We start from the raw sequence: 12,521 nt of genomic DNA, 5'->3' as shown, positions 1-12,521 counted from the left end.
CGCACCGCACCAGGTTTTATTCCACGCCGGCGGGAATAAATTTCGGCGGCGAGCGTCTGCCTCGTACACTGACTGCCAGCCGCCCAGAACCCCGACCATGAACGATCTTGATGACGACCAGTTGCGCGACATGCTCCAGCGCCTGCGCCGCTTTGCCTTGTGGCTGACCCGTGAGGCCAGCAGCGCCGACGACCTGGTGCAGGCCACGGTGGAGCGCGCCCTGAGCCGGCGCGGCCAGCAGCGTGGCGATGACAGCCTGCGCGCCTGGCTGTTCGCGATCCTGTACCGGCTGTTCATCGACGCCAAGCGCCGCGAGCGCCGGCATGCCCGTTGGCTGGCGTGGTTCGGGCGCGACGAGGCGGTGGGCAGCAGCACCGAGGATATCGTGCTCGCCGAGTCGGGCCTGGCCGCATTCGCGCGCCTGCCCACCGAGCAACGGGCGCTGTTGCTGCTGGTGAGTGTCGAGGGTCTGAGCTACAAGGAGGCCGCCCAGGCCCTGGACGTGCCCATCGGCACGGTGATGTCGCGCCTGTCACGGGCGCGTGCGGCAATGCGAGAACTGGCCGAGGGCAATACGCCGCCCCCGGCATTGCGGAGGTTGAAATGAGCCGGCTGATCCCGTCCGAAGACGAGTTGCACGCCTATGTCGACGAACGCCTCGAGACGGCGCGCCGCCGCGAGGTGGAACTGTACCTGGCAGCCCACCCCGAGCAGGCGGCGCGGGTCGAGGGCTGGCGCGCCGATGCACGCCTGCTGCGCACCGCCCTGGCCGGGCTGGCCGAGCAGCCCGCGAACCCGCGGCTCGACCCGGCAGCCGTGCGCCGCGCCGTGCGCCAGCGCCATCGCCGCCAATGGGCCAGCGCGGCGATGCTGCTGGTGGCACTGGGCATCGGTGGCCTGGGCGGCTGGCAGGCGCGCGAGTCGAGCCTGCAGGCGGGCCTCGCACCGATGGCCGATGCCGTGCAGGCGCACCGCCTGTTTGCCCAGTCGGGCACATTGGACCTGAACGTGCAGCGGCCGGGGCAATTGCAGGCCTGGCTGGGCGAGCACTTTGCCCAGGCAGGGCAGTTGCCGGACCTCTCGGCCTATGGCTTCACGCCGGTGGGCGCGCGGTTGCTCAGCAACGAGCAGGGGCCGGCGGCGCTGCTGCTGTTCCAGGATGCCAGCGGCGAGCGGGTCAGCCTGTTCCTGCGCTCGCCCGGCGAGCACTATGCGCGCATGCCCAGTGGCGAGCGGGTGGACGGCGAGTTGCAGGCCCGCTACTGGTCGCAGGGCGCCTACAACTACGCGCTGGTCAGCCCGGCAGCAGAGCCGCGTGCCGCGCAGTTGCGCCAGGCACTGGGGATTGCCCTGTAGCGGGTGCGAACAGGTCCATGAAGTGGCGTGCCTGCGGGGTACTCTGCTCCCCCGGGCACACCATGTACAGGCCCAGCGGCGGGGTGTCGTGCAGGGCACAGAAGTGCACGCCGTCCTGACGGTTGGCCCGCGCCGCCGCCTGCGGCACCAGGGCCACGCCGAACCCGCAGCCCACCAGGCTGACCAGTGTCTGCATCTGCGCCGCCTGCTGGCTGATGCGCGGGGTGAAGCCAGCGCGTTCGCACAGGCTCAGCATCTGCTGGTGAAAGCCGCTGCCCAGGGCCGGCGGGGTGAACACGAAGTCTTCGTCTGCGGCCTCGCCCAGGTGCACCGGGCCACCGTGGGCCAGTCGGTGCCCGGCAGGCACCGCCAGCAGCAGCGGCTCGTCGAGGATCAGCCGGCTGTGCAGGCGCTCGCTCAGCCCCGGCAACTGGCGCATGAAGGCCACGTCCAGTTCACCACCCAGCACGCCCTCGGCCAGTTGCGCCGAGGGTTGCTGCTGCAGGCTCAGGCGCACCTTGGGCCACTGCGCGCGAAACCGGCGCAGGGCCTCGAGCAGCGGCGGGTAGCCGGCCAGTGCCAGGCTGCCGATGCGCAGGTGCCCGCTGACCCCGTCGGCCACCTCGCGGGCGTGTTCGGCGCCCTGGTCCAGCAGGCTCAGGGTGGCGCGCGCGGTCTCGACGAAGGCCTGGCCGGCGCCGGTCAGGCACACCCCGCGCGAGTGACGTACCAGCAGCGTGCAACCGAGCTTCTGTTCCAGCCGCGCAATCGCCTGGCTCAGCGGTGGCTGGGCCATGTGCAGGCGTTCGGCGGCGCGGTGGATGTGCAGTTCTTCGGCAACGACGATGAACTGGCGTAACAGGCGGGTCTCGATCATGGCGGCGTCCCTGGCGCGGTGTGATATCTGACGGGTATCGGAACCGGCCTTCGATAATATTCAACTTTGCGCGGCGCGCTCGATAGGCTCGACGACTTTACAGGAGAGCGCCCATGAACTTCACCCATCGCACCTTTCTCGTCACCGGCGCCGCCCGCGGCCTGGGGCTTGCCTACGCCAGGGCCCTGGCCGAGCGCGGCGCGCGGGTGGTCATTACCGACCGCGGCGCCGACCGCGCCGGCTGCGGCACCGACCCCGGCCCGGTCGAACAGGCGGCCCAGGCCCTGCGGGCGGCGGGGCACCAGGTACTCGGGCACTGCGCCGAGCTGGCCGATGAATCGGCCTGTGAGGCGCTGGTGGCACGCACTGTGGAGCAGTTCGGCGGCCTCGACGCGGTGATCCACAACGCCGGCTGGGTGGGGTACCAGCCGATCGAGCAGGTGGATGCAGGCTTTGTCGAGCGCGCCCTGGCGATCAACGTGCAGGCGCCCTTGTGGCTGTGCAAGCACGCCTGGCCGCACCTGAAGGCCAGCGCCGCGCCGCGTGTGGTACTGACGACCTCCGACCGGGCGATGTATGCGTGCTACGCGCAAACCGGGCTGGCGGCCTATGCCGCCGGCAAGATGGCGCAGCTGGGCATCATGAATGCCTTGAGTGAAGAGGGCGCCGCACACGGCATTCTGGTCAACGCGGTTTCGCCGGTGGCGCGCACGCGCATGTGGGGCGAGGAGGGCGAGCCGGATGACCTCAAGCCCGAGTGGGTGGTGCCGGGGGTGGTGTACCTGGTGTCGGACGCATGCCAGGTGACGGGGCAGGTGCTGCGCGCCAGCAACGGGCAGTTCGTGGCCACGCGCTTCGAGGAGCAGGCGGGGGTCACCTACCCGAGGGATCTGCGCGGGGTCGAGGCGCAGCAGCCCGAGCAGGTGGCGCAGTGCTGGGCGGCGCACGGAATCTGAGGCATCGCCGGGGGATCGCGCCTACTCTTTCAGGCAGACCGTTTGCCATTGCGACCGGCCACCTGATAAAACCTGTATGCAGCATTGCGTCAGGCGTTAATACCCCGATGCCACAGCCGTTCGCTGGCGTCGTACATATGGAATCCAGAATGACCCCAAGACACGTAATCAACGCATCTGTCAGCCCCAAAGGCAGCCTGGAGACACTCTCCCAACGTGAAGTGCAGCAACTGAGCGAAGCCGGTTCCGGCAGCATCTACACCCTGTTCCGCCAGTGCGCCCTGGCCATCCTCAATACCGGCGCCCACGTCGACAACGCCAAGACCATTCTCGACGCCTACAAGGACTTCGAAGTCCGTATCCACCAGCAGGACCGCGGCGTGCGCCTTGAGCTGCTGAACGCGCCGGCCGACGCCTTCGTCGATGGCGAAATGATCGCCAGCACCCGCGAAATGCTGTTCAGCGCCCTGCGCGACATCGTCTACACCGAAAGCGAACTGGACCGCATGGGCATCGACCTGGAAAGCTCCCAGGGCATCACCGACTACGTCTTCCAGCTGCTGCGCAACGCGCGCACCCTGCGCCCGGGCGTGGAGCCGAAGATGGTGGTGTGCTGGGGCGGCCACTCGATCAGCACCGAGGAATACCAGTACACCAAGAAGGTCGGCCACGAGCTGGGCCTGCGCAAGCTGGACATCTGCACCGGCTGCGGCCCGGGCGTGATGAAGGGGCCGATGAAGGGCGCCACCATCGCCCACGCCAAGCAGCGCATGAGCATCGGTCGCTACCTGGGCCTGACCGAGCCGGGCATCATCGCCGCCGAGGCGCCGAACCCGATCGTCAACGAGCTGGTGATTCTGCCGGACATCGAAAAGCGCCTGGAAGCCTTCGTGCGCGTGGGCCACGGCATCATCATCTTCCCTGGTGGCGCAGGCACGGCCGAGGAGTTCCTGTACCTGCTGGGCATCCTGATGCACCCGGAAAACCGCGACCTGCCGTTCCCGGTGATCCTCACCGGCCCGCGCAGCGCCGAGGCGTACCTGCAGCAGCTGCATGATTTTGTCGGCGCCACCCTGGGCGAGGCGGCCCATGCGCTGTACGAGATCATCATCGACGACCCGGCCCAGGTGGCGCGGCAGATGACCGAGGGGCTCAGGCAGGTCAAGCAGTTCCGCCGCGAGCGCAACGATGCGTTCCACTTCAACTGGATGCTGAAGATCGAAGAGGGCTTCCAGCGCCCGTTCGACCCGACCCACGCCAACATGGCCAGCCTGCAGCTGAGCCGCGACTTGCCGGCACACGAGCTGGCGGCGAACCTGCGCCGGGCGTTCTCCGGGATCGTGGCGGGCAACGTGAAGGACAAGGGCATTCGCCTGATCGAGGAGCATGGGCCGTACGAGATCCATGGCGATACCGCGATCATGCAGCCACTGGACAAGCTGTTGCAGGCGTTCGTGGAGCAGCATCGGATGAAGCTGCCGGGTGGGGCGGCGTATGAGCCGTGCTACCGCGTGGTGAGTTAAGGCCTATCGCGGGTCAAGCCCGCTCACACAGGTGGCAGATGATCCTGTGGGAGCGGGCTTGACCCGCGATCGCCGGCGACGCGGTGTTCAATTCTGCTGCAAGCGCCTGAGCACCAACCCGGTCAGCTCATCGATCATCGGCCGGAACGCTTCGGCCGTGCAGTGCTGCCCGAGCATCACGGTGCGTGTGGTGAGGTGCGAGAACAGCGCATCGAACAGCACGTGCGGCAGTTCCGACAGCGATGCATCCGCGGCCACTGCCCCTTGCCCGCGCTGGCCTTCGAGCAAGCGCAGAATCAGCGAATGCCACACCTGCGGGCCATGCTCGTACCAGGTCTGGCCCACTTCGGGCACATGCGCCGTGCCATTGACCACCAGGCGGTAGAACGCCACGTGCCGCGGGCTGGTGACCACCGCCACCAACTGGTCGAGGATCAGCCGCAGCCCCTCGGCCAGCCCCACGGTGCTGGTGTCCAGCTGGCGCAGGTCGATGATGAAGTCGTCGCACAAGTACTCCACCACCGCCACCAGCAGCTCGTTCTTGCTGCCGAAGTAGCGGTAGATGGTGGCCTTGGAACCGCCTGCCGCGGCGACGATGGCGTCCATGCTGACGCCATCGTAGCCGTGCTCCAGAAACAGCTCGCTGGCGGTCACCAGCAGGTTGCGCCTGCGCTCCACACTTCGGCTCGTAGGGGAAGTCGGGGCACGGTGCAACGGGGTCATGGGCGCTACTCTTTGTCAGGGAGCGCGTACGCTATCACGTAATCCCCGCGATCTGGAGACTGGCGCGCACCGCCGGCCACCACCACCACGTACTGACGGCCCGAGCGCGGCGACACGTAGCTCATCGGCGTGGCCTGGCCGCCGACCGGCAGGCGACCCTTCCACACTTCCTCGCCCGTGGCGATGTCCAGTGCCCGCAGGTAGTAGTCCTGGGTACCGGCATAGAACACCAGCCCGGCACCGGTGCTCACGCCGCCGCCCAGGGTGGGCATGCCCAGCGGGATCGGCAGGTTGGCACGCACGCCATTGATCACCGCGTCCTGCACCGTACCGGCCGGACGTTCCCAGACCTGCTTGCGGGTTTTCAGGTCGATGGCGGCGAACACGCCCCATGGCGGGCTCTGGCAGGGGATGCCCAGTGGCGAGTTGAAGGCCTTGTGGTCGATCACGAACGGCGTGCCGTCCATCGGGTAGGTACTGCCCACGCCGTGCCCGGACTTGAGGTGCGACAGGTCGACGTTTTCACGCTTGACCAGCTTGACCACCTGCGGGATGCGGATGTCGTTGAGGAACAGGTAGCCGTTGCGCTCGTCGATGGCCGCGCCGCCCCAGTTGAAGCCACCGTAGTAGCCCGGGTAGATCAGGGTGTCGCGGGTGCTCGGTGCGGTGAACTCACCCTCGTAGTTGAGTTCGCGGAAGTTGATGCGGCACATCAGCTGGTCGAAGAAGGTCGCGCCCCACATGTCCTGTTCGGTCAGCGGTTCGGCGCCCAGCGCCGGCATGCCTACCGAGTAGGGTTGGGTCTTGGCTACCCAGTCGCCTTCGGCATGGGCCTGGGGCACGGGTTTTTCGACCACGTCGGCAATCGGCTTGCCGGTGCGACGGTCGAGCAGGAAGATCTGCCCGCGCTTGGTCAGCTGGATCAGCGCGGGGATCTTGCCGCCCTTGCCGTCCGGCACGTCGTACAGCGCCGGCTGGGCAGCCACGTCGTAGTCCCAGATGTCGTGGTGCACGGTCTGGAAGGTCCAGCGCTCGCGGCCGGTGGCCATGTCCAGGGCAACCACGGCAGACGAGTATTTCTCGGTCAGCGCCGGGCGATCGCCACCCCAGAAATCGGGCTGCTGGTTGCCGGTAGGCAGGTAGACCAGGCCCAGTTCGTCATCGAACGCCGGGGTAGACCACATGTTCGGCGTGCTGCGGGTATAGGTTTCGCCCTCCGGTGGCAGCTTGGTGATGGCCGGGTTGCCCAGGTCCCACGCCCACACCAGTTCGCCGGTGTCGGCGCTGAAGGCACGCACCACGCCTGACGGTTCGTCGGTGGAGCGGCCATCGAAGACCCAGCCGCCGAGGATGATCAGGTTGCGTGCCACGGTGGGCGCGGAGGTGTAGGCGTAGTACGGCACGCCTTCATCCACCAGGCCCAGGCCCTGGGTCAGGTCGACCGAGCCCTTGTCGCCGAAGTCTTCGCACGGCTTGCCGGTGTCGGCGTCGATCTCGATCAGCCGTGCATCCATGGTGACCTGCACGATGCGCTTGGCGCACACACCACCCGTGGCGCGTGGGGCGGGTGCCAGGTCAGCGAACTGGAACGGCTTCTGGACCTTGGCCGGCTCGTAGTAGCCAAGGCCGCGGCAGCGGTTCCAGGTCTTGTCGTTGGCGGGCTTGGAGTCGAAGGTCCAGCGCTCCTTGCCGGTGTCGGCATCCAGCGCGATGACCTTGCTCAACGGGGTGCAGGTGTACACCGTGTCGGCGATCTGGATCGGCGTGTTCTGCGACTCGGAGGCGCCTTCGGCGATCTCGCCGGTGCGGTAGGTCCAGGCCACCTGGAGCTTGTCGATGTTGCCCTTGTTGATCTGGTCCAGCGGCGTGAAGCGCGTGCCCTGCGGGCCGTTGCTGTAGTGCTGCCAGTCCTGGGGGGCGCCGGCCGTGGTGGCCGGGGTGTCGAGCACAGGTTCCGTGGTGGCGTGCATGACCCCGTGCGGCACGAAGGTCGAGGCGCCGCCGGCCACCAGGGCCAGCCCGAACAGGGCGGCGCAGGCATGGCTGAGGCCACGCTGACGGCCGCCGGCCAGGTACGGGTGCAACACCGCCGCCACCAGGCCGATCACCAGGAACGGCGCCAGGCGCGGCACCAGTGGCCAGAAGCGCAGGCCGACTTCCCACAGCGACCAGGTGACGGTGGCGCCGAACACCAGCGCCATCAGGCCGGCGCCCAGCGGCTTGCGCCGGGCATAGAGCACACCGGCCAGCAGCATGCCCAGGCCGGCCAGCAGGTAGTACCACGAGCCGCCGAGGGTGGCCAGGCGCACACCGCCGACCGCCAGGGCCAGGCCGCTGAGGCCGAGCAGGGTACCGAAGATGTAAAAGGCAAGGCGAGTTGAAGCAGGGGCAGGGGCCCCCGGGTTATCTGTGTTTTTCATTCCTGTTTGTCCATGACACGACCCCAGCTGCGCGGGCATGGGGGCGTGGATTCATGTTTAGTACTGTACGGTACAGTTTTATTTTGAACCTGTTCAGGCGGCAATGAAAGACAAAATGTCGCACCGGTGAAATTTTTTGTGACAATCATCGGGATCAGGATGAACAGCAAGGGGAGTGCAGACATGGTGTTGCAGGTGGTGGCGAGTACGCCCAGGACGGTGGTGGTGATGCCGGATGCGGTGTTGGCGCCGTGGGTGAACCAGGCGTTGATCGACAGCTTTGTGCTGCACCAGCCGTTTTTGCCGTGGGCCAAGGCCGCACCGGCGTTGCAGGACACGCGCAACAACCTGCGCCAGGCGTTGCTGGACCACGCGCGGGTGGCGGCCGAGAAACGTTACTTCATTCTCACGGCCGATCAGACCGCGGTGATTGGCTGTGCGGGACTGCACCCGGACCCTGCGGGCGAGCATGCGCATGTGCTGGGGTACTGGGCCAACGTCGGGTACAGCGGGCAGGGGTTGATGAGCGAAGGCATCGGCGCGCTGCTGGCGGCGCAGGATTTCGGCACCTTGCGCCTGACCGCGGCGTCGGTGAACGGCGCCAGCCATGGGTTGGCCAGGGCGCTTGGGTTCGAGGTGGTGCGGGTGGTGGAGGGTGTGCGCGATACACCGTGGCATGGGGTGCATGACACCTGGATATTCGAGCGCAGGGTTGAGGGATGATTGAGGCGGGGCTGCCTTGCAGCCCATCGCGGGTCAAGCCCGCTCCCACAGGTATTGCGATGTTCCTGGGGCCGGCGCAGTACTTGTGGGAGCGGGCTTGACCCGCGATGCGGTCAGAAGGTGGCGCGCACGCTCAGGCGCAGGTTGCGCGGCTCGCCGTACCAGCCCTGGCTGTAGAAGCCGATCTGCTCGTAGTAACGCTTGTCGAACAGGTTGTCGACATGCGCACTGACACTCAGATGGTCGTTGAGGGCGTAACGGCTCATCAGGCTGACCAGCGTGTAGCCGCCTTGCTCCAGGTCGGTGAAACCGCCCGGCATCGCCACGTCGCTGCGTGACACGCCACTGCGCCACGTCGCGCCACCGCCCACGGTCAGCTTGTCCAGCACACCGCCCAGACGGTAGGTGGTGAACAGCTTGGCCTGGGTGCGCGGGTGGTTGGTGTTGATCGCCTTGTCGTCGGCATTGCGGGCAATGAAGTGGGTGTAGCTGGCCGACAGGTTCCACTGCTCGGTGAGCTGTCCGGCCAGTTCCAGGTCGAAGCCGTCGACCCGCGCCCCGGTGCCGGCCTTGTACGCCTGCTCATTGGGGCGCCCCTCCACGTTCACCCCCGGGATCGCTTCGGCCAGGCCCTCCTGCTGGGTGCGGTACACCGCCAGCGCTGCGTTCAGGCGACCGTCCAGGTAGCCGGCCTTGATGCCGGCCTCGTAGCTGTCACCGGTCACCGGGTCGAGGATGCTGCCGTCCGGCCCGCGCGCGTTCTGCTGGTTGAAGATGCTGGTGTAGCTGGTGTACAGGCTGTAGGTCGAGTTCAGGTCATACACCAGCCCCGCGTAGGGCGTCACTTCGTTGCGGTAGCGGTACTGGCGCAGGCTGCCGTAGTAGTCCTGGTCGATTTCCCAGTTGCTGACCCGTGCGCCGAGTATCAGGTGCAGCGGGTCGGCCAGCGACAGGCGCGTTACCGCGTAGCCGCCGTTCTGGCGGGTGTGGGTGGCATCGCCCGAGGCACGCACGTTGGCCCAGGCGGGCTCGGCAATGTGGTTGCTGTTCCAGTCCATGAAGTTGCCGGTATCCGGCACCGTGCCCAGCGGCCTGAACTGGTCGATGGTCAGGTCGTCGTCGATGCTCATCGCACCGAACGCCAGCTCGTGGCTGCGGCCCAGCAGCTGGAACGGCCCGCTGGCGGTCAGGTGCCAGTCGTCACGGGTGCGTTCGCCCTCGTACTTGAGGAAGCTGGCCGACATGCCGCGCCCGGTTTCGCGGTCCGGGTAGCCGCCGCGGTACAGGTAGCGCATGCGGTAGTTGCCTTCGAAGCGGCTGTAGGCGGCGCGCAGCTTCCAGTCGTTTTCCAGCTGGTGCTCGAGGTCGACGAAGGCGGTGGTGGACTCGGTGCCGAAGTAGCCCCACTTGGTGTTGTTGGCCGCCGAGCGGCCGAAGTCGGTACGCCCACCGTCCTTGTAGAACAGCGGAAAGCCGCTGCCCATGCCGTCGGTTTCGTTCTTCTGGTACTCCAGGCTGGTGGTCAGCCGGGTGCGCGGGCCCAGTTCGCTGCTGACCACGCCGTACAAGGTGCGCGAGCCGTAGTCCAGGTAGCTGACGTGGCTGTCCTTCTGCGAATAGGCGGCCACCACCCGCGCGGCGATGCGCCCGTCCTCGGTCAGCGGGGCCGACACGTCCACATCACCCCGTCGCTCGTCCCAGCGCCCGATGCCCGCCGAGCCGCTGGCGGCGAACTCGGGCAGCGGGCGCTTGCGCACGAAGTTGACCGCCGCCGACGGGCTGCCGGCGCCGGTCAGCAGGCCGGTGGAGCCGCGCACGATCTCGACGCGATCATAGATGGCCGAGTCCATCTCGGTGGCGCCGAAGTTCCAGAAGCCGTTGATCGGCGAGGCCAGGCCGTCGAACTGGAAGTTGTCGATGGTGAAACCACGCGCCGAGAACGACAGGCGATTGCTGTCGTTGCGCACATGGGAAATGCCCGGCGCGCTGTCGAGAATCTGCGCGGTGTTGCTCAGGCCCTCGTCCTCGATCTGCTGGCGGGTCACCACGCTGACCGACTGCGGGGTTTCGCGGATCGCCATCGGCAAGCCGATGGCGGTGGACATCGCGCCGGTGGTGTAGCTGGCGCTGCCTTCGGTGGTCTGCGGCCGGTACGCCTCACCCTGTACGTCGGTGGCCTGCAGTGTCAGCACCGGCTTTTCGGCGGACTCCTCGGCACTGGCCATCAGGGAGACAAAGGCCCCGCCCAGCAGGGCGATACGCACGCTGCTGATCGGTCGGGTAGAGGGGGCAAGGCGGCGCTGCATGGGAATCGTTCTCCGCAGAGTATCGTTATCGTCTGCGTATTATTCACAGTTGCTTGCGGGGCCACGTTTGGCAGATGCCAGACTGCTTATGGGCGCTGCCAAAGCGTGCGTCGGGTGGGGAACTTCAGGCGGTCTCGCGGGGGGCGTGGCCAAAGCGCTGGCGAAACGCGGTGGCGAAATTGCTGGCGTGGCGGTAGCCGACATGGTGGGCGGCCTGCTGGATCTGCCAGCCCTGTTCGAGCAACTGGCGGGCCTGGTCGAGGCGCCGGTTGCGCAGGTAGCCGAACACCGTTTCGCCGTACAGCGCGCGGAACTTGCTGCGCAGTGAGCTGCTGCTCATGCAGGCCAGGCGCGCCAGTTCGTTGAGGTCGTGCTCGTCGCCGGGCTGTTGGTGCAGGTGCTCGCGCACCCGTTCGAGCATCAGCCGGTCGCGTGGGCACAGGCCCGGCGAAGGGGCCGGCAGGCTGTCGAAACTGGCCAGGCCGTGGCTGAGCAGTTGCAGGCTCAGGCCCTGGCACAACAGGTGCTGCAGGGTGCCTTGCCAGCGACCGGACAACATGTCTTCGATGCCCGCCAGCAGGTGCGCGGGCAGGGCCCAGCAACTCAGGGCCGAGCCGTGGCCGCGCAGGCGAGCCTCGATCAGCTCGGCCAAGGCCTCTTCGCCCACATCCTGCGGGCGGCGCAGCGACAGGTTGAGCCCGCGCAGGTGCGCGCCACCGCGGTGCAGTGCCGACATCGGCCGGCCATCGCCGCACAGCGCGGTGATGCAGGCGCCTGGTTGCAGGGGCTGGGTGCGGGTGTAGGTGATCGAGGCCTGACCCTGGAGTACCAGCGCGAGGGTCAGGTCGGGCATGTCCAGCGAATCGGCACGGTAGGTGTGGAAGGCCTGCACGTCGGAGTTCACCAGGCTGAAGCCGGGGGCCAGGCGATGTTCGCTGATATGGCCCTGCATCAGGCACGGATCGTCCTCGCCGCCGTCGCCTTCGGGCAGGCTATAGTGCACGTCGTAGCGCTGGCCCAGGGCATGGAAGTCGCTCAGCAGGTAGCGGGTGGGCGCGGACAAGACAGGGCTCGGGTGTCGAAAAAAGGAAGGCGATAATAGCATTCATTCTCAAATGCAGGGTGGCTGGAGTGGGGCGGTGATGAGCGAAACATGTCAGGTGCGCCAAGCACTGGAAACGGATGCGCCGGCAATCAGCCGGGTGATTGTCCAGGCCTTGCGCACGAGCAACAGCCAGGATTATTCGCCGGCGGTGATTGCGCGGGTGGAGCAGAGTTTTGCCCCCGAGGCGCTGCTGGGGTTGATGGCGCGCCGGCAGGTGGTGGTGGCGCAGTTGGGCGGGCAGGTGGTGGGTACCGCGAGCCTGGAGGGGGACGTGGTGCGCACGGTGTTCGTGGCGCCGGACCGGCAGGGGCTGGGCATCGGTCGGGCCTTGATGCTGCATGTTGAAGAGCTGGCCGGTGCGTCGGGGGTGCAGGCGCTGCGGGTACCGTCCTCGCTGACGGCGCAGGCGTTCTATGCGCGGTTGGGGTATGCGGTGGTACGCGAGGTGGTGGAGGGGGAAGAACGCACCATCGTGATGGCCAGGGCGCTGGGCAGGTGACACCGCGTCGGGGCATTCGCCGGCAAGGCAGGC

The 12,521-nt window shown here is 67.5% G+C and carries 11 protein-coding genes; 6 read left to right on the top strand and 5 right to left on the bottom strand.

Annotation, left to right across the window (positions count from 1 at the left end; all coding sequences use genetic code 11):
- Positions 1-97: 97 nt before the first annotated feature.
- Together NJH59_RS21365 and NJH59_RS21360 are read left to right on the top strand one after the other, a co-directional pair.
- Complete coding sequence (locus NJH59_RS21365) at positions 98-607, top strand: sigma-70 family RNA polymerase sigma factor (RefSeq protein ID WP_043860914.1); 510 nt, start codon at positions 98-100, stop codon at positions 605-607.
- A complete protein-coding gene (locus NJH59_RS21360; protein ID WP_088515176.1) occupies positions 604-1,356 on the top strand; it encodes an anti-sigma factor in 753 nt (250 codons plus the stop codon). The genes NJH59_RS21365 and NJH59_RS21360 overlap by 4 nt, the downstream gene beginning before the upstream one ends.
- Here the strand turns inward: NJH59_RS21360 and NJH59_RS21355 are convergent.
- Positions 1,295-2,233 (bottom strand): LysR substrate-binding domain-containing protein, encoded by a 939-nt coding sequence (locus NJH59_RS21355; protein ID WP_043860912.1) that lies wholly within the window; start codon positions 2,231-2,233, stop codon positions 1,295-1,297. The two genes, NJH59_RS21360 and NJH59_RS21355, sit on opposite strands and share 62 nt — an antisense overlap.
- A gap of 113 nt (positions 2,234-2,346) precedes the next feature.
- Here NJH59_RS21355 and NJH59_RS21350 point away from each other — a divergent pair, with 113 nt between their 5' ends.
- Complete coding sequence (locus tag NJH59_RS21350; protein ID WP_253087278.1) at positions 2,347-3,189, top strand: SDR family NAD(P)-dependent oxidoreductase; 843 nt, start codon at positions 2,347-2,349, stop codon at positions 3,187-3,189.
- Positions 3,190-3,338: 149 nt separating this feature from the next.
- The gene (ppnN, locus tag NJH59_RS21345; protein ID WP_043860910.1) at positions 3,339-4,712 is read left to right on the top strand and encodes a nucleotide 5'-monophosphate nucleosidase PpnN; all 1,374 of its coding nucleotides are present in this window, start codon (positions 3,339-3,341) and stop codon (positions 4,710-4,712) included.
- A gap of 87 nt (positions 4,713-4,799) precedes the next feature.
- On the opposite strand, the gene NJH59_RS25545 is transcribed toward ppnN, so the two are convergent.
- Positions 4,800-5,435: a TetR/AcrR family transcriptional regulator gene (locus tag NJH59_RS25545; RefSeq protein ID WP_043860909.1), complete on the bottom strand. Its 636-nt coding sequence runs from the start codon at positions 5,433-5,435 to the stop codon at positions 4,800-4,802.
- Positions 5,436-5,440: 5 nt separating this feature from the next.
- Positions 5,441-7,855 (bottom strand): membrane-bound PQQ-dependent dehydrogenase, glucose/quinate/shikimate family, encoded by a 2,415-nt coding sequence (locus tag NJH59_RS21330; RefSeq protein WP_253087277.1) that lies wholly within the window; start codon positions 7,853-7,855, stop codon positions 5,441-5,443.
- Between the two features lie 159 nt (positions 7,856-8,014).
- Here NJH59_RS21330 and NJH59_RS21325 point away from each other — a divergent pair, with 159 nt between their 5' ends.
- A complete protein-coding gene (locus NJH59_RS21325) occupies positions 8,015-8,578 on the top strand; it encodes a GNAT family protein (protein ID WP_104572640.1) in 564 nt (187 codons plus the stop codon).
- A gap of 113 nt (positions 8,579-8,691) precedes the next feature.
- Here the strand turns inward: NJH59_RS21325 and NJH59_RS21320 are convergent, their stop codons facing one another.
- Positions 8,692-10,884, bottom strand: a complete 2,193-nt coding sequence (locus tag NJH59_RS21320) for a TonB-dependent siderophore receptor (RefSeq protein WP_253087276.1) — start codon at positions 10,882-10,884, stop codon at positions 8,692-8,694.
- 124 nt (positions 10,885-11,008) lie between these two features.
- Positions 11,009-11,947: a helix-turn-helix transcriptional regulator gene (locus NJH59_RS21315; protein ID WP_052504229.1), complete on the bottom strand. Its 939-nt coding sequence runs from the start codon at positions 11,945-11,947 to the stop codon at positions 11,009-11,011.
- 79 nt (positions 11,948-12,026) lie between these two features.
- On the opposite strand from NJH59_RS21315, the gene NJH59_RS21310 reads away from it, so the two are divergent.
- Positions 12,027-12,488: a GNAT family N-acetyltransferase gene (locus NJH59_RS21310; protein ID WP_253087275.1), complete on the top strand. Its 462-nt coding sequence runs from the start codon at positions 12,027-12,029 to the stop codon at positions 12,486-12,488.
- Positions 12,489-12,521 lie beyond the last annotated feature (33 nt).

This window comes from Pseudomonas sp. VE 267-6A (assembly GCF_024126555.1).
Lineage (GTDB): Bacteria > Pseudomonadota > Gammaproteobacteria > Pseudomonadales > Pseudomonadaceae > Aquipseudomonas > Aquipseudomonas palmensis.
This window is presented reverse-complemented; position numbering and strand designations above follow the sequence as displayed.

Coding starts and splice junctions, on each gene's coding strand:
- NJH59_RS21325 (WP_104572640.1), top strand. CDS start 8,015: ATGAACAGCAAGGGGAGTGCAGACATGGTGTTGCAGGTGGTGGCGAGT.
- NJH59_RS21355 (WP_043860912.1), bottom strand. CDS start 2,233: ATGATCGAGACCCGCCTGTTACGCCAGTTCATCGTCGTTGCCGAAGAA.
- NJH59_RS21365 (WP_043860914.1), top strand. CDS start 98: ATGAACGATCTTGATGACGACCAGTTGCGCGACATGCTCCAGCGCCTG.
- NJH59_RS21360 (WP_088515176.1), top strand. CDS start 604: ATGAGCCGGCTGATCCCGTCCGAAGACGAGTTGCACGCCTATGTCGAC.
- NJH59_RS21320 (WP_253087276.1), bottom strand. CDS start 10,884: ATGCAGCGCCGCCTTGCCCCCTCTACCCGACCGATCAGCAGCGTGCGT.
- NJH59_RS21310 (WP_253087275.1), top strand. CDS start 12,027: ATGAGCGAAACATGTCAGGTGCGCCAAGCACTGGAAACGGATGCGCCG.
- ppnN (WP_043860910.1), top strand. CDS start 3,339: ATGACCCCAAGACACGTAATCAACGCATCTGTCAGCCCCAAAGGCAGC.
- NJH59_RS21330 (WP_253087277.1), bottom strand. CDS start 7,855: ATGAAAAACACAGATAACCCGGGGGCCCCTGCCCCTGCTTCAACTCGC.
- NJH59_RS21350 (WP_253087278.1), top strand. CDS start 2,347: ATGAACTTCACCCATCGCACCTTTCTCGTCACCGGCGCCGCCCGCGGC.
- NJH59_RS25545 (WP_043860909.1), bottom strand. CDS start 5,435: ATGACCCCGTTGCACCGTGCCCCGACTTCCCCTACGAGCCGAAGTGTG.